At 61.0% G+C, this 16664-nt stretch carries 10 protein-coding genes; 3 read left to right on the top strand and 7 right to left on the bottom strand.

What is annotated here, in order from left to right:
• Positions 1-3: 3 nt before the first annotated feature.
• The 6 genes from QQK95_RS00950 to QQK95_RS00975 form a co-directional block, all read right to left on the bottom strand.
• Positions 4-1206, bottom strand: a complete 1203-nt coding sequence (locus QQK95_RS00950) for an acyltransferase family protein (protein WP_284267849.1) — start codon at positions 1204-1206, stop codon at positions 4-6.
• A 263-nt stretch (positions 1207-1469) separates the two neighbouring features.
• On the bottom strand, positions 1470-3632 hold the full coding sequence (locus QQK95_RS00955) for an oligosaccharide flippase family protein (RefSeq protein WP_284267850.1): 2163 nt from the start codon (positions 3630-3632) through the stop codon (positions 1470-1472).
• A 75-nt stretch (positions 3633-3707) separates the two neighbouring features.
• Positions 3708-5909 carry a GumC family protein gene (locus tag QQK95_RS00960; RefSeq protein WP_284267852.1) on the bottom strand — a complete coding sequence of 734 codons (2202 nt, stop codon included), beginning with the start codon at positions 5907-5909 and terminating at the stop codon, positions 3708-3710.
• Position 5910: 1 nt separating this feature from the next.
• Positions 5911-7908, bottom strand: a complete 1998-nt coding sequence (gene asnB, locus QQK95_RS00965; protein ID WP_284267854.1) for an asparagine synthase (glutamine-hydrolyzing) — start codon at positions 7906-7908, stop codon at positions 5911-5913.
• Between the two features lies 1 nt (position 7909).
• A complete protein-coding gene (locus QQK95_RS00970; protein ID WP_284267856.1) occupies positions 7910-9169 on the bottom strand; it encodes an O-antigen ligase family protein in 1260 nt (419 codons plus the stop codon).
• Positions 9166-10389, bottom strand: a complete 1224-nt coding sequence (locus tag QQK95_RS00975; protein ID WP_284267858.1) for a glycosyltransferase — start codon at positions 10387-10389, stop codon at positions 9166-9168. The genes QQK95_RS00970 and QQK95_RS00975 overlap by 4 nt, the downstream gene beginning before the upstream one ends.
• 454 nt (positions 10390-10843) lie before the next feature.
• Here QQK95_RS00975 and QQK95_RS00980 point away from each other — a divergent pair, with 454 nt between their 5' ends.
• From QQK95_RS00980 to QQK95_RS00990, 3 genes are all read left to right on the top strand, one after another.
• Positions 10844-13456, top strand: coding sequence for an AMP-binding protein (locus QQK95_RS00980; protein WP_284267861.1), 2613 nt, complete (start codon positions 10844-10846; stop codon positions 13454-13456).
• 301 nt (positions 13457-13757) lie between these two features.
• Positions 13758-15278 (top strand): calcium-binding protein, encoded by a 1521-nt coding sequence (locus QQK95_RS00985; RefSeq protein ID WP_284267863.1) that lies wholly within the window; start codon positions 13758-13760, stop codon positions 15276-15278.
• Between the two features lie 94 nt (positions 15279-15372).
• Complete coding sequence (locus QQK95_RS00990) at positions 15373-15585, top strand: DUF768 domain-containing protein (protein WP_284267864.1); 213 nt, start codon at positions 15373-15375, stop codon at positions 15583-15585.
• 241 nt (positions 15586-15826) lie between these two features.
• Here QQK95_RS00990 and QQK95_RS00995 read toward each other — a convergent pair whose 3' ends face one another.
• Positions 15827-16552, bottom strand: coding sequence for a nucleoside/nucleotide kinase family protein (locus QQK95_RS00995; protein ID WP_284267866.1), 726 nt, complete (start codon positions 16550-16552; stop codon positions 15827-15829).
• Between the last annotated feature and the right edge of the window lie 112 nt (positions 16553-16664).

A 16664-nucleotide genomic window follows, 5' to 3' on the forward strand; every position in this document is an offset into this window, starting at 1 on the left:
CGTTCAGTCTGTCTTGGGATACGCCGGCACCGGAAATGGGCGAAGCTGCTGCCGGGCACCAGGTCCGGCTCCCAAAAGGCGCCGCACACGGCGAGTCAGCGGCTTCTCGAACAAGCGGTACGTGACCAGTGCCACGCCAAAGGTGATCACGAGCGCCGACGCGATAAAGGCCCACGGGCCGAGCACCGAAGTCAAGCCTGTTCGCACGAAGAAGATGCGCGTGGCGCGGATGACGAATGGATGCAGCAAGTAGAGAGCATAGGACGCATCGCCGACGCCAGCGCCCCATCGCGCGGCCAGGCTCTCATGCCTCAACTCTCCTGGCGCCAAGGCAGCGCTCCAGACGATGAGAAATGCCGGAATGCCATAAACAACGGGGCGGGCAAGGCCGGCCGAGATATCGGGAAATGCCGCCGCGAGCATCAGCGCGGCCAGTCCCGTCGCAGCGACACAGGCCCTGACCAGGCCGGAGGGCCGCAGGCCGGAGGCGCACATGATCCCGATTGTCACGCCGAAAGCGAACTCGAGGATGATCGGGTCCGTCCAGAACGCGAATGGCTCTCGCAAAGGTGCCGCGAGACGCCCTGCCAATACCATCCCCGCCAGGGCAGTGAGCAGGGCGGTGACGGCCCAACGCATGGGCAGCACTATCGCCGCCGTAAACAACACGTAGAAAAGCATCTCGTAGTTGAGCGTCCAACCGAGTTCATAGACAGGTTGAACGACGCCGTCGGGGCGAGTGGCCGGGATGAAGAAGTAGGATTCGATCACAAACCTGAAATTGATGTAGTCCTGGTTGAGAAATGAGGGAGCGAGCAATGCCACGGCAAGGTAGAGCGTGGTGACCGCCCAATAAAGCGGGACGATCCGGGCGAGCCGGCGAGACAGAAAGAGACGCGCGCCACCCGTCTTGGCGAACAGCTGCCGAGATGTGTGCACCATGATCAGGCCGGAGATCACGAAGAAGATATCGACCCCAGCGCTCCATGGTATCGGATCCCAGGCCTGAAAGGTGCGGCCGGCCTCCAGCTCCAGGGTCGCCGCATCATGCTGTGCGTGGCGCAGCGCCACCGAAGTGGCCGCGAGGGCGCGCAAGACCTGGACCTGAGTTAGGGTTTCGCGTTGGTTGGGCTCGACAGGCGTCGACCTTTCGGACCGATGGCGCATCGGAGGCGTCGGCGCCGTCGCCAATGGTGCTTGTTGCATGGATGCTCCGCAGCTTGCCACGATACCGTGGGGCACGTCCGGAACTCATGCATCCTTCAAATGACGGACACAGGCCTTGAAATAAACATGAGGACCCTGCCGGCATGGCGCGCGTCAAGAGGCGGGTAAGGACATCGACGCTTCTGACCTTAAGCCTTCAGCCATCGAGCCTGGGCCTCTCGCCGCAATGCCGATTAAAATGCATCCGGGCTTCGGTCACTGGCGATCCGCCATGAGCATGGAGACCAACGCACGAAGTGCCCTCATTTGCTTGCCCTCAAGAACCAATTCCATTGATGGGCCTCAATCGCGCTAGGCTTGAGGGATAGTAGAGCAAAAACCAGGCCCGGCATGATTTTCAGTCGCTTGCCGATATAGATGGCCATGGCAACGCTCCAGATGCTGAGAGCAAGCGCGACGCCCACGGCTGCGCCAATCGGGCCGTATATGGCGACGCCCGCCCCACAGGCTATGATATTGGCCACGGCACCGGCGATCATGGTCGTTGCGGCGGCCCATTCGTTTCCAGTCATCGTCAGGAGATTCTGCTGAGGCCCACACAGCGCGACAAAAACATATCCCAGGATGAGCACACGCGCGATTGGCGCTCCCGCGGCGTAACCATCACCGAAGTACCTCAGGAACGGCTCTGCGATCAACATCATGGGGATGGCGACAACGATGGCACCGCCAGCGGAAAGCAAGGTAGCCCGCGCGAACAGCTGCTGCAGTCCGTTGCGATCGCCTCTTGCATAGAGATCGGCAGCCGTTGGCGAAAACATGGTGGCGACGGCGATGCGGGAGAGCCCAACGAGCATCGCGATATTCAACGCCAAGGCGAAAATGCCGGCTTCACGGATATGGTCTGTCCAGCCCAAAACCAGCACGCCTGCCCGGCTGACGAAGACATCGAGCCCGGTGATGAGCATAAGCGGGGGGGCAGCAGACCACCATTCCCTCGACGCATAGCTAGGCTTGGCCTGGCGCAGGCCAGGTGGTTCAAACTTCCTGGCGGTGATGAACACCAACCCAACCGTGAAGGCGGAACTTACCACCACGGCCAGGGTCACGGATGGCGCGTCCACCGTTCGCAATCCGGACTTGGCCAGCAGTGCCACCAGCACCAGCAGGAGCCCGTCTCGCACGATGCGCTCCGGCAACAGCGCAGAGACAACGCCGCCGAACGCACGCACCAGCGTGGCTCCGAGAGCATAAGCGGTAATCAAGGGCACGGCCACCATGCCGAGCATGATGCTTGTCTCGAGCCCACTTTGCGTGTGGTCCGAAAAAAGCAGCACCGATGTAGCGCCGATCGCGCCGAACAGCGTCGCCGCCACCAGCGATCGTTGCAGGGCAAATCTTATCACGCCCCGCGCCAGATCGAGCCTGCCGTTGGCTCGATAGGCAGGGACAAAACGCAACAATGATACGTTGAAGCCAAGCGTTGCCAGATAGGCGAGCACCGAGGTCCATGCCAGAACGTAGGAATAGATGCCATAGTTGCGTGGCCCGATGAGGCGTGCAATTGCCAACTGCGCAAGACTGGTCAGCCCAGCGCCTCCGATATAGATCAGCAGAGCGAAGATGCTCGCCCAAGCGAGCCGCGAGCCCATGTCCCTGTTCCGCGGCGGCGCCGCTGCCGAAGCAGGAACGCCCGTGAGACTATTCGGGAACTCGCTTTGTTTTTCGGGCATCTCCGTACGCAACAACGCGGAAATTATTTGCTTCTCGACCTGGCAAATACTTTTGAGGGTCGCTTGTCGGTCAGTGTTGTCGACGGAAACGATTTCCCGACGAGAAGTCGCCAGAAGATCATTTATAGCTTCAAAAACACCAATGGAGCGCATATTCACGTTCAAGTCGGCCTCGAAAATTCGTTCTGCCGGCGGCTCGCGCTCCATCCGCTGTCGCAGGCGACTCTCCACAATCGCAGCCGGCACCACCAGCCTGATGGTGAGATCGGCAGGGGGCGCGAGGCAGAGCGCCTTTTCGAGCGCTTCGAGGTCGGTGTCCCCGTTGAATATCGCCAGCGATCCAATCGCTTGAACGTAGCCCTGATCGAATATCACGATCTTTGGCGATTGCTTCGCGGCATTCCAGCAACGCGAAAGATGCAAGATATATCGCCAGATTCGGGCGCGCCAGATCCGTTTCTTTGGCGGTATCAGCCTCACCATCGAGAACGAGTTGGCAACTTCGTCCAGTCGCCCTACCGAGGAAAGCAATATCCTCGCGGTGGAAAATATTGCCGACACGATTCTCGAAACGAACAGGAGTATCCCAAGATCGAAGCTGCCTGCCCTAGTGCTGGGCTCGTAGCTGAGAGCAACCGTGGCGTTATAGCCCTTCCCGCGCAACTGCTGGGCGAGCGCATGTGCAAACGTTGTTTTGCCGGATCCTGGCGGTCCGAAAAATTCAATGATCATTCTGGAGCAGGCCCGATTGCGGGAAACGCCGTTGTTCCCTGTGGCTTTTTTGAAGAGCGGAGACGACCGTCGTCATCAAACCTTCTCCAGCAGGAGGTCGGCGGTATCCCCAAGCCCGAAGCCGGCGTGTCTCTTCAGGTTCACCTGGGTGAGCACACTTCCGACTGGAACGGTGGCGGATCCGCCGGTCCGCAGCGACTCCAGAACACCACGGGCGATGCCGCGCCTCGTCCTGGCCCAGCGAACGGCAAAAAGCACCCCATCGGCCCAGCGCTTTAGAAGCCTGGCTTCCGGCCCCCCGAGGCCAAGGGGCCCGTTCATGATGACGACGTCGTAGACCGATCGCAGTTCATCGGTAAACTGGGATTTGTCGACGGTGGACAGAAGCGTGAGCAGATCTTCCGACGGTGATGGAGCAGCCATCAGATCGATGCCGATCTCTGGCATCCTGGTGACTGCATCCTGCAGCACGCAGCGTTCACTCACATAATCTCCAAAGGAGTTGTGAGCCTTGATGGTGCTGAATTCGCCACGAAATTCGTTCGTCAGCCGTACGTCCTTGCGGTCGAGATCGAGGAAAAGCACCCTTCCTCCCAGCCGCGTCGCAGCCAGCGCCAGACTCCATGCCAACTCTGTCTTGCCATCGTCCTGGATGCTGGACGTCACGAGAATGATATGCGGCGGCTGGCCCTTGCCCTGCGTTGGCGCCGCGGTGACGAGAAGGGATGTCGCCGCGCGACTGAAGGGCGAGTTCTGCTGGCCCAGAACCAGATGCCGCAGCTGTCGCGCGTGCAGTCCTGAAACCCTGGGAAGCAGTCCGATGCACGGAACCCCAAGCTCGGCTTCGGCTTCAGCTTCACTGCGCAAGGTCTGATTGAAACCGTTGCGGACCAGGACGAAGACCGCCCCCATCAGGCCAAACACGATCATGCCGGGTGGAATCAGGAAAATTGGCGATAGGGATTTGGGATTTGACGGCGCCCATGCCGTCGACAGTACCGCTACACCTGGCGAGGGAGCGGCAATGCGCCGTATCAAGTCCTGCTGCCGGCTAAGGAGCTCGTTGTAGTGCTGGGTCACGATGGCCACCTGCGGCTCGAGCGCACGCAGGCCGGAAAGCTGGCTCGCGGTGTCGGCCACCGCCGCGTCGAGCATCCTCTTGCGTTCCTCGAGAGCCGCGGCCTGGGCGCGGTAGACATTTGCCTCCGCGGCGATTTTCGCAATGCCCTGTTCCATCTCACGGTTGATCGCGTTGCCCAGATCAGCGTCAGCAGGGGCATCCGGCTGGCGTGCCACGAGGTCCGCCAGCACAGGCGATCCAATTTCTTCGGCAATGGCCGTGACCGGGGCGCCCGCCTTTCGCAGGTCCTCTATGTGGCGAAGGCGCGCTTCCGAAGCGGAAAGATTGGCTTTCGACAAGAAAATCTGTCGGCCTAGCTCCGCTGTCTCATTGGCTGCGTTGTTGGCAGCGGTTTGATCAACTGCGCCATGTGTCAGCCGGTATGTCTCCAGCCGATCGGTCGCGTCCACCAGGTCCTTTTGTACTTGCGGCAGGCTGGCGACCAGCGATTCCAGCTCGAATTGATCCGATGCACGGCGTTTCTGTACGAGATCTTCGATATAGACCTGAGCGAATGTGTTCGCGACAAGCGCGGCACGCGCCGGACTGGCATCGGTGAAGGCGATGGTGATGACGCGCGAGCGCAGCTCCTGTCCGACCCTCATGCCGTTCCGCAGCGTCTTCAGCGCGGCGGCGTCCGCGGCTTCCGGATCTCCTGCCGCGGGCTTACCCTGCGACCAGATCCGGCTCAGGAGATCGCTCACGAACGAGCCGCTAGCCGGCGGGACGGCGCTGACATCGCTTTTTCCGCCGTTGTCGACCGTTTGCACTTTGCGCAGCGCCGTCAAAACTTGACGCAGGTGGCCTTGCGACGAGAGCATCGTCAGATGGTCATCGATGCTCGATTCCAGCGAGTCTTGAGCGGGTGCCATACCGCTCGCGGTGCCGCTGCTCGGGGCGTCGATGATGACCTGCGTCGTCGCCTCGTACAGCACCGGCCGAGAAAGGCCCGCGAGGCCGGCCAGGATGCCGCCCAGAAGGGCGACGGCAAGCAAGAACCATTTTCTCGTCGCCAGGGTGACGACGAGCTGATGGAAGGGAGAAGATTGCATAGGCTCGCGTGGCGGCGGCGTCATTCGCGGATTGGTGTTGAGCGTAGCAACCGCCATCTGGGTAGCACGCGGAAGCCTGGCGCGGCTGGCTATGGAACCTTCCATCTCAATCCCCTGTCAGTTCGATATCGTAAGAAGGGCGCGTTGCCGGCGCCGATGGCCGCACGGCTTCGTTGCGCCACGCCTGGAACATGAGCACCGGCCACAGGTCGCGGAAATTATCCTGGCTTCCATGCAGATGACCGCGCCAACATGCGTCGACCTTCGCGCAGTCGATGACGCCGTCTCCGGACAGGCGTATCGTGGCGATGATATCCGTTGCCCAGTCGCGCAACGGTCCCTTCAGCCAGGCCCCGACAGGAACGTCGAAACCTTGCTTGGGCCGATCGACCAGTGAGCGCGGCACATAGCGATCAAGGAGCTGGCGAAGTATCCATTTGCCCTTGCCATTTCGGACCTTGGCACTGGTCGGCAGGCGCCAGGCGAATTCAACGACGCGATGATCCAGGATCGGGCATCGCCCTTCGAGGCTGTTGGCCATGGTGGCGCGATCGAGTTTCACCAGGATGTCTCCCGGCAGATATCCGGTCATGTCGTCGAACAGGAGGCGGGAGAGCAGGTCGTCCAGCCGTGTCGCGCTGGCATTCGATGCCGGCGGCTTGCCGTGAAGAAGGCTATTGGTCGAAGATTCCGTCAGCCGCTGGAGGAGTTGGTCCTGATCTGCCGCAGCAAACAGGCGGGCGAGGCGATTCAGCCGGTCACTTCGCAGCCCGTGCCGCATATTCGCCGAAAGCGGCAGGCTGCCGAAGATATCTTTCTGGGAAGCCTGGGCCAGCAATCCAGTCCCCGCCGCCAACATCCGACGAAATGACGATGGCAGCTCATGCTGCCTTCTGAGGCGGGTTGCCAGGAAGTGTCTCGAGTAGCCCGCAAAGCACTCGTCGCCACCATCGCCTGACAGCGCCACGGTTACATGTTGCCGGGCGAGGCGCGACACCAGCAGCGTCGGTATCTGCGACTCGTCGGCAAACGGCTCGTCCCAAATCCGCGGCAGCTCTGGAACGACCTCAAGCGCCGCGGTCGATGAAAGGTGAAGTTCGGTATGATCGGTGCCCAGATGCCGCGCAACCGCGGCCGCATGGGGGGCCTCGTCGAACCCGCTCTCGCCGAACGCTATGGTGAACGTACGAACTGGCTTCCGGGACTGCGCCTGCATCAGGGCGACGACCGTCGAGCTGTCAATGCCCCCCGACAGAAAGGCGCCAAGCGGTACATCGGCAATCATTCGTTCCTTGACAGCAAGGCGAAGCAGCCTGTCTAGCTCGGTCGTAAGCTCCTCGTCGCTGCCGGCGATCGGATCCCGCTGCGCCTTGCAGGCGACATCGGCAAGCGACCACCAACGGCGAACGCTATGCGCAAGCGAGCCGGCGCCGCGGGTGTTGGCGAAATCCGCCGCCGTCACAGACAGGACTGAACCGGGTGGCAACTTGAACACGCCCTGCCAGATGCAGCGGTCATCCGGCACCCAGCCTTTCGAAAGCATCGTCGCCGCCGCGTCGACATCGAGTTCAGGGCTGAATCCCGGGAAACAAGTGATCGCCTTCATTTCCGAGGCGAAGACGAGCGCTTCAGGTGTCGAGGCGACGTAGAGCGGCTTTTTGCCCATTCGGTCGCGGGCGAGATGGAGTATCCGCTTCTTCATATCCCACAGAGCGAAGGCGAACATGCCGGCGAAGCGCGCGAGCGCCGCGTCGAGGCCCCAGTTCTCGATCGCGCACAGCATGACTTCCGTGTCGCTGGTGCCGCGGAAATGGTGGCCTGCCCCCTCCAGGTCGCGGCGCAGGTCGCCGAAATTGTATATTTCGCCATTGAAGGTAATGACATACCGCCCGCTCGCGGAGTGCATCGGCTGGCGACCGGCATCCGACAGGTCGACGATGGCCAGGCGCCGGTGGCCGAAGGCGATCCCGGCTTCCCGGCTCGTCCAGAATGCCTCGCCATCAGGCCCACGATGACGAAGGGCCATCATCATCGGACCGATCGCCCTGAGAGCGTTCGTATTGGCTGCATCAGGCGCCAAGAGAATTCCGGCAATCCCACACATTCTAATATCTCCTCCGGCGAACGGTCGCGGGGATCGCCTGCGGCATTCCAGAGACAAGGCAGAGGGTCAGGCAGAACCACACGATCGGATGGCGGATGATCAGGTGCGGAGCACTGAAGACAGCGATCGATGCGACGAGCGCCACGAGAGCGTCCAGCTTCGCACGCCAGGCGGATATAGCGGCCGAGCCGAGGATCCATAGCAGGGCCAGGACTGAAATCAGGCCGCCCTGGGTGTAGAGATCGAGGATCGTGCTATGGGCCTCGAAAGGACGCGGCAGAAACTGCTGATTGACGACCGGGGGAGTATCGAGGTGTGGGCCTGGACCGAGCCCCAGGGATCCGGATGTTGCTCCCTTGTCCAATGCCGCGTTCCAAAGGTAGAGGCGAAGTGCGGCGGTTTCCGCGGTCGCATCCCCGCCCTTATCCTTGGTCAGGCTTTTGGCGAAGTCTTCGGCGCTGGCGGCCTCGCTGAGAGCGTAAGGCGCCATCGACACGGCCAGCGGGACGAACCCAATGGCGAACAGGAGGGCAAGTTGCCGTGAAAGGCTGACCCTGCCGCCGTCGCTGGTGAGCCATGCCCGAACCCGCAGTCCAAGAAGGATCAGGCAGGCCAGGACCGTCGTATAGAGATAGGTATCGCTCTTTGTCAGCCTTCCGACATAGAAGGTGAGGATCAGGCTGCACAGCCCAAGACATCTTCCCCAGGGATTGCGAGTGGTTGTCGCAAGATGCAGGGCCAGGGGGCCAAGCAGAGCGCAATAGAGCGCAAGCTGGTTCGGATTGTCGGACCAACCGCAGAAGCGGTCCCAGTACCAGGGGTCGACGCCAGACTGATGGATCCAGCCGAAGCCGAGCCCAAGCTGAATGACAAAGCCCCCACTCGCTATAGCGATCATCCACCAGGCGATACGACGCAAACGGGGAGCGGCGTTGGGCTCCGCGGCAGCCAAGCAGGTGATGCAAACCAACAGCACGTATGCCATCGTGTCATGCAACAACGGATCGAGGAACAGCGTCGTCGTCAGAAAGCCGATGATGGACCCCACGCCCAAGGCAAGCGTCATGATCAGCCAGAAACGTGCAAGTTTGCTGAGGGCCGGCGTAACCTCCAGTCGGCCGCCGGCGAGGATGCGGGTGATCGACAGCAATATCCAGAGCGTGAGGAACAGTTCGCTGTAGCCGAACGGCAGCCCCGGAATGGTGAGTTGCACCGCGTATGACATCGCGATGCCGAAGGCCAGGATCGCGTCACGGATCATTGCCGCGCCTCACCCAGCCGGGGACCGCGCGCACCCTCTTCCCTCAAGATCACGGGTGCGGGCCGAGCAAGACTGCCGCGGTATTTGCCGCCGAGGACAGTCTTGTAGAGATCGCAATACTGGTCGACGACCCACGACAGCGAAAAGCGTTCCCGCACGAGGCCGATGGAACGGCTGCCCATGACCTTTGCATGGGCGCGGTCGGACAGAAGACCGATTATTCTGGACGCCAGGCCATCGGCATCGCGCGGCGCGACGAGATAGCCATTCCAGCCATCTTCAACCACGTCATTGCAGCCGGGCATTCTCGAGGCGACGATTGGCAATCCGGACAATCCCGCTTCCAGCAGGACGCGCGGAATACCCTCGCGATACTGCGTCGGAAACGCGAATAGATCCGCCATGCCAAGGAGAGCTGGAACGTCCCGCCTTGGCCCCAAGGCGACGACGTAAGGAGCATATTGCTCGATATCGGACCTGCTGACCGCGAACGGGCCTTCGGAGTCCTGTGGCCCGACAAGCACGAAACGCGCGTTGGGCCTCTCGGAGAGGACGCGGGGAACCGCCTTGATCAGGGTCGGAATCCCCTTCTGGCGGGTCAGCCTGCCGACAAAGATTATGATTTCGGCCGACTGAAGCCCAAGCGCCTCGCGCATCGTGGCGGCCGAAGGGCCGCGATACCTTGCTGCCGAGAAGGCATTCGGGTCGATGCCAGAACTCCGGATCAGTCGCGCTTTGCCGCGCCCCACCAGCCGATAGCGGTCGAAGAAGGCCTGATCGTCACGATTCTGGAAGACCGTCATGGCCGTCCAAAGCGACGCCAGCCCCTGAAGGCCACAAAAGACCGGACGCAGCGCCAGCGCTCGCGGTTCCCGTGACGAGAATGTCCAACCGAGCCCATTGATGGTGCGAATGACCGGAACCTGCCCGCGCACGGCCAGAGGGGTCAGGAGGTTGGGCTTGGTGTCGAAACTTTGAACAATGTCGGGACGCAATTCGGACATCAATTTGCGGATCGCGCTGACAGCGCCCCACTCTCCACCGCCGCTGGCAAAGCGGTCGAACCCAAACCGGCGATGCGGAATGCCGTGAGGTGAAAAGGCGTCTCCGACATCGCTCGATACGGCAGTGACCCGAAAGCCCCTTTCACGCAGCGCCAGAAGGAACGGAATTCTAAGCCGGTGATCCTCGCCTCCAATGCAAACCAGATGCGGACTCATCCTGTCCTCCTGGATGCCGGCAGAATCCCCATCGCGCAAAACCGCTGGCCCTGTGATCTGTTTTCACGGCCCGGTTTCATCGCCCCAGTACGCACAACACCCAGGCTCACGCTAGGAGCAGGCTTGCGCGTTGTCCTCGTCTGTTTGAATGAAGCAAGGGATTGGGGGATGCAGCGATGCAGCGGCAACCGCTGTCGGATCGATGAGTTGAGCTGGAACTCATTCGTTCTAACGATGCCAGGGCCGACATGGTCGCGTACGACACGGCAAAGCCAGTCAGCAAAACAAGGGGGCTGTGTTGGAAGCGTCGGGGCGCCCGCGTTTAGAAAGCCGTCTTCCACGCGCCTTGCCATCCGTTGGCAGACCGACAACGGATCAAGACGTTGTGATACTGCGCGGCAACAGCCCTCCAGATGGCCTCACATGGAAACAGGCCTCCACCCGACCTCTGGACATGGACGGACCAACCAGCCGCCTCTTCCCGCGCATGGGCGACGACTTCTCCGAAAAATCGGCATTTTCGCACCTGGAGCGGATCGTCGAAAAATACCCGGACAAGATCGCGGTCAGTGACGGCTCTACGTCCCTCAGCTTTTCGGAACTGCTCAACGCGGTCCAAAACCTGGCGGGTGCGATTGCTGGTTCGACCCCACCAGGCAAGGCGGTCGGGATCCTCATCGGAAATACGCTCTGGTATCCGGTGGCCATGCTCGCCGCCATGCGGGCCGGCAGGCCCGCCGTGCCGTTGAACCCCCGGGATCCATTTCAGCGCCTCGCCGCAATTTCCACCAGCGCGCGGCTGGCTGCGATCATCAAGCCAGGGCCGGGCAAGCCGGCAGGCTGGCCGGATGCCTCTTCGCTTGAGTGGATCGATGCGGCGAGTTGCATGGCCGCAATGCCGGATGGCGGCCTATCGGCGCTGCCGTCCGAAGTGTCGGTCGATGCGCCGGCAATCGTTCTTTACACGTCAGGCAGCACCGGGGCGCCGAAGGGGGTCGTGAACAGCCAGCGGGCGATCCTGCAACGCGTTCAGCAATATGTGGATGCCTGCCACTTCGGCCCCGACGATGTTTTCATGCCATTGACCGGGCCGGCGACGATCGCGGGATGCCGCGAGATGATGACACCGATGCTGTGCGGCGCCACATTGTATCTCTCGGATATCGAGAGCGCCGGTATTCGCGCCGCCCGCGACAATTTCGAGAAATGGCGGGTGACGGTCGTTTATCTCGTGCCGGCGCTGCTGCGTGTGTTGATGAATGGTTCTGCGCGCGACACATTCTCTTCGCTGCGGATCGTGCGGGTCGGCGGAGAAAAAATTCTATGGTCCGATATCGACCGGCTCCGCGACAGCGTTCCCGAGTCTTGCCTTGTCCAGATCAGCTATTCGTCCACGGAAACGACTGGCACGCAATGGTTCCTGCCGAGGGGCTACCAGGAACGCGGCGCAACCGTCCCGGTTGGCTTCGTGCTACCCGGCATCGAATACACCATCGTGGATGAGAACGCACGCGAGGTCGCCCCGGGCGATGAAGGAGAGTTGCTGATCAGAGGCAACTACACCACGCTCGGCTATTGGGCGGATGGGGAAAATGTCCCGCTTCAGGCGAACTCCGGCAACCCCCTGCTTCGAACCTTCGCAACGGGTGATCTGGTCAGGGTCGACGACACCGGAATGATGTGGATCGTCGGACGAAAGGGACGCCAGATCAAAATCAACGGAAGGCGGGTCGAACCTGCCGAACTGGAACTTGTCCTGCGCCGGGCGCCTCAGGTGGATGATGCCGTTGCGGTGGTGACGGACGCGAACGAACTGGTGGCCTTTGTTGTCCCCGCGAGACCTGACGGAACCGAGCTCATCGCTGAACTGCGCGACCTGATCAGGACGGCCCTGCCGCCGGCTGTTCACCCGACGCGACTGCACAGTGTTGCCGAGATACCGCGGCTCAAAGGCGGCAAGGTCGACGGTGTCAAGCTGAGGGAACTGGATCGCGCGCTGAACGCGCAAGATGCCCAGAACACGCCCGTTTCCCGTCAGGCGGCGAACCCGCTTGATATCGAAGGCACCGCGGCGGCCGTATGGGAGAGGATTCTCCCAGGCAAAAAGGCAGCTGGCAGCCGCTGGGACGATGCCGGCGGCGATTCATTGAAATTGCTGCAATTCGTCATGGAACTTGAGACGGCTCTGGGGCGGGAACTCAACCTGGACGCGTTCACGGTCGGGATGAGCTTTGCCGATGTCGTCCGGGCAGCGTCTCCAGGGCAAGACACAAGTAACCCGCTTGTCGAGGCTTCCGACCCGAGACCCGTTTTGTTCATCGTGCCCGGATCGATCGGCTACGGTCCAAGCCTCGCGGCCTTCGGTGCCGAGATGGGCAATGTCGCCAGGGTTGTTGCCGTGCGCTACGGGGATTTGAACGATCTGCTGAAGGGAAATGGCACTATACCGCGGATGGTGGATTCGGTTGTCGAGCAGATCAGCCAGGCCCAGCCTAATGGCAATGTGAAGCTGATCGGCTATTCGCTTGGCGGCGGCGTCGCGTTCGAGGTTGCCGCCAAACTTGTTGCCGCCGGTCGGTCGGTCACGTTTCTGGGAATCCTCGACACCAATATCGGGCCCGGGCATCACAATTACCGAGAAACCCTTGCACGAACGGCTCAGCGCATCCGCACGCATCGAGTGACGGTGGATCGCATGATGTTGCGGGCTCTGGCGAAATTGTTTGCCCAATTTGGCGCCGAGGCTGTGCTTGCGAGGGGCATCGACCGGCTGAAATGGAGGACCTTCGCCAGAATACGATTCATCTTGCGCCTTGAACTCGAAGAAATCCTGAGGATGCGGGCATTTGGCCAGTGGCTTGCGGAAGCGAAGCCCACATTGCCGATTACCGCCACCCTGTTTCGGTGCAGGCGCACAGGCGTTCCGTCAGACCTTGGCTGGAGTGCTTTCGTGACCGGCCTAAACATAGTTCCGATCGTCGGCGGGCACCTGGACATGCTCGTTGACCCTTATCTCAGCCACAACCGTCCACTGATAGAAAGGGCCTTTGTGGCGAGCGGCGCATAGCGGATGATTCGCCCCCCGAAGGCTGAACCAAGACTGAATGCTCGTGCATCTTCCTGACGGATCCACAACAAATCCGCTGGCACTGCCGCCATGGCGAGAACTGCCTGATCCTGTGTCGCCACGCTGAAATATCCCTAAACAATCAACAAGTAACAGAACCAGGGCAGCCTTCCCGCCGCACAGGCTCTCCTTGCCATGATCAACGATTCTATCAAAGGGCACCGGTATTTGATTTGGTCCTAATATACCCTTCCAATAGGCAGGCGTGGGGCACCACCGAAATCGGACGAAGGATATTTGCATGACAACCCTCCACTACGCCTCGGGTGGGTCGGCCTCCGAGGTCGCAACCGCCGGATTCAATCTTGTCGACGTTTCATCCGTGGACGAACTCAACGCCTTGCCGGATGGCACGAAAGGTCTGGTCTGGCTCGATGAAGCCAATGGCGCAACCTCGTCTTTCATTCAGAAAGTCACGCCCTTCATCGGCAATCCGAAGGTGTTCGGCTTCTTCCTAGTCGACGAGCCCGATCCCACGGGCAAATGGGGAACCTATGCCACAGCCGACAATCTGAAGGCGGAATCCGACTGGATTCATAACAACCTGCCCGGCGCCAAGACCTTCATCACCATGATGAACATGGGGTCTTCGGAAAATCCTGATTTCTCAAATACTTACAATCCCGCCAACACGCATATCGACTATTACGGATTGGATCCCTACCCGGTGCGCACCGGCACAAGCACGGTCGACTACAACATGATCGACAGGACCGTGGCCGCGGCGGTCGCCTCGGGCATCCCGCTCAGCCAGGTCGTTCCGGTCTACCAGACGTTCGGCGGCGGCAACTACACCACCGATACGGGCGGCCAATATGTCCTTCCCAGCGTCGCCCAGGAGCAGACCATGCTGGACCACTGGGCCAAGGTGGCTCCATCGCCTGCCTTCGACTATGCCTATGCGTGGGGTTCTCAACAGGGTGACACCGCGCTTGGCAACTCGCCGGCGCTGCAGGCCCTCTTCCTTCAACACAACCAGAGCGCCACCAGCGCGCCTTCGACCGGCGAAGTGACTCCGCCCACCAGCACGGTGCCCCCGCCAAGCACGGTGCCTCCGACCAGCTCGGTGCCCCCCGTCAGTACCGAGCCGACCAGCAGCGTGCCCTCGACCAGCGATCACACTTTCTACGGCACGGGCGGCGCGGATGTGCTTCACGGCACCACCGGCGCCGACACGATGATCGGACGCGGTTACAACGACACCTATTATGTCAACAACGTCGGCGACAAGGTGGTGGAACTGTCGGGCGGCGGCAACGATAGCGTGCTGGCATCGGTGAGCTATGCGCTGTCGGCCGGCTCGGCGGTCGAGCATCTAGCCACCACGAGCAAATCCGGCACGACGGCCATCAACCTCACGGGAAACGAGCTCTCCCAAACCATAGACGGCAATGCCGGCAACAACGTCATCAACGGCGGTGGCGGAAAAGACGTCCTGACGGGAAATGGGGGCAAGGATGTCTTTGTCTTCAATTCCGCCCTCAAGACCGGCAATGTCGACAAGGTCACCGACTTCAATGTGACCCAGGACAAGATCCAGCTCGACCACACTGTGTTTACCGGCCTTCAAACGGGTGCCCTTTCCACCTCGGCATTCCACGTTGGCAGGGGTGCGCACGACAGCGGCGACCACATCATCTACAACAGTTCGACCGGCGCCCTGTCTTTCGATAGCGATGGGACGGGCGGCGCGCATCAGATTCAGTTTGCCACTCTTTCTCCGCACCTGTCTTTGACGGCGTCGTCGTTCATCGTAACGTGAGCCTTGGGGAACGTCAGACCCTGATCACAAGGGTCTGACGTTTTCTTGAACCATCTCGGCGGAACGAAATCGCTCCAGCGCTCGTTAGTCGATCATGAGTGCTCGGGGCATCGAATTCCTGCAGAAATGGGTGGAGGATAATGTGCCACCCTATTCCAAGTCCGATCCGACCCTTGCGGCGAAACTCGCCGACCAGGTGACGGCGGACGCCATCAAGGCGGGAATTCGCCCCGAGGAGATTTCGGAAGAAGTCGGAAGCATGTTGACCACCATGCTTGAAGTGCTCGACCAACGCGATGCGAGATGATCGCGCGGCCGGTTGCATTGGCAAGGTCGCACAGATCCAGTCGACACGCCTAGAGCGTTTCACCGTTTCATGGAAACGGCGAACCGCTCTAACTCTTTGTTTTGACGCAATTCCTGACGGAACACCGCTCACACTTTTCCTGGAATTGCTCTAGTGCTGCGCCGAAATGAGGTGCCCCACCAACTTCATGATTGTCAGTCAATCCAGTGGTTTGGCCAGCGGATTGGCTTCTTCGCCCTGGTCAACCCGGGACGGTCTCGTGCGCTTCCAAGACCCGCGCGATGACCTTGTCGAGGTCGTGAGGTTCAGCGCCGTTGACTTGTATCAAGGGCCATCCATCCTGGCGCAGGCACTTGCCGATCTCCCTTGAGATATCGGCCTGCCTCAAGCCCCTGTCCACGCCGAGTTCGAACAGCAGGACCTCCAGGAGCGGTTGCTGCGCATGCCGATCCACAAGACGGCGGCGCAACGTTTCTTGCGGCGCATCGAGCTGGATGAGGAGGTCTGGTCGCGGCAGGAACGCCAGGCAGTCACGAACCACGTCGATGCTTGGAGTTCGCGCCAGCAAAACCAGGGCGCACAAAGCCTGGATTATGCCCTCTTCGAAAATGAAGTAACCTTCCGATTCCTGCGCTTGACGCCAGGACTCGCACAGCAGGGCGATGTCGACCTTCATGCGCCATGACCATGTGCGACTTCGTAGGGGGATTGACGCCAGAAGCCGCGCGGCGACACCATCCTTCGGCAAGGTCGACAGCAAGACAGGACCGGATGTGGCGATCTTCCTGCCAAGACGCCCGATGCCATGGCGCACCTCCGGGCTGTCATCGTGGGCCGAACCATATTCGATCAGGCGATAGCCGTTCACTGTCTTCACATTGATGCCGTGCTTTGCCATCCCCTGGCAGAGGCCGCGAAGAAGTGTGGTCTTGCCTGCGGCAGGCGGCCCAAACAACTCAATGATCATGGCGGTATGCCCAAGCGTCTGCGAGCAAGCAGTCATTTGCCTGCGGATCAAAGCTTAGCCAGATTACAAACCCCACCAACGTTCATTTGAATGACTTTCATACCTGCTGCCG

It is taken from the genome of Mesorhizobium huakuii, from assembly GCF_030160235.1.
Taxonomy (GTDB): domain Bacteria; phylum Pseudomonadota; class Alphaproteobacteria; order Rhizobiales; family Rhizobiaceae; genus Mesorhizobium; species Mesorhizobium huakuii.

What these genes read in the sequence shown, in the direction of transcription:
- QQK95_RS00980 (WP_284267861.1), top strand. Translation starts at nt 10,844, where the DNA reads ATGGACGGACCAACCAGCCGCCTCTTCCCGCGCATGGGCGACGACTTC.
- QQK95_RS00995 (WP_284267866.1), bottom strand. Translation starts at nt 16,552, where the DNA reads ATGATCATTGAGTTGTTTGGGCCGCCTGCCGCAGGCAAGACCACACTT.
- QQK95_RS00990 (WP_284267864.1), top strand. Translation starts at nt 15,373, where the DNA reads ATGAGTGCTCGGGGCATCGAATTCCTGCAGAAATGGGTGGAGGATAAT.
- QQK95_RS00970 (WP_284267856.1), bottom strand. Translation starts at nt 9,169, where the DNA reads ATGATCCGTGACGCGATCCTGGCCTTCGGCATCGCGATGTCATACGCG.
- asnB (WP_284267854.1), bottom strand. Translation starts at nt 7,908, where the DNA reads ATGTGTGGGATTGCCGGAATTCTCTTGGCGCCTGATGCAGCCAATACG.
- QQK95_RS00975 (WP_284267858.1), bottom strand. Translation starts at nt 10,389, where the DNA reads ATGAGTCCGCATCTGGTTTGCATTGGAGGCGAGGATCACCGGCTTAGA.
- QQK95_RS00955 (WP_284267850.1), bottom strand. Translation starts at nt 3,632, where the DNA reads ATGATCATTGAATTTTTCGGACCGCCAGGATCCGGCAAAACAACGTTT.
- QQK95_RS00985 (WP_284267863.1), top strand. Translation starts at nt 13,758, where the DNA reads ATGACAACCCTCCACTACGCCTCGGGTGGGTCGGCCTCCGAGGTCGCA.
- QQK95_RS00950 (WP_284267849.1), bottom strand. Translation starts at nt 1,206, where the DNA reads ATGCAACAAGCACCATTGGCGACGGCGCCGACGCCTCCGATGCGCCAT.
- QQK95_RS00960 (WP_284267852.1), bottom strand. Translation starts at nt 5,909, where the DNA reads ATGGAAGGTTCCATAGCCAGCCGCGCCAGGCTTCCGCGTGCTACCCAG.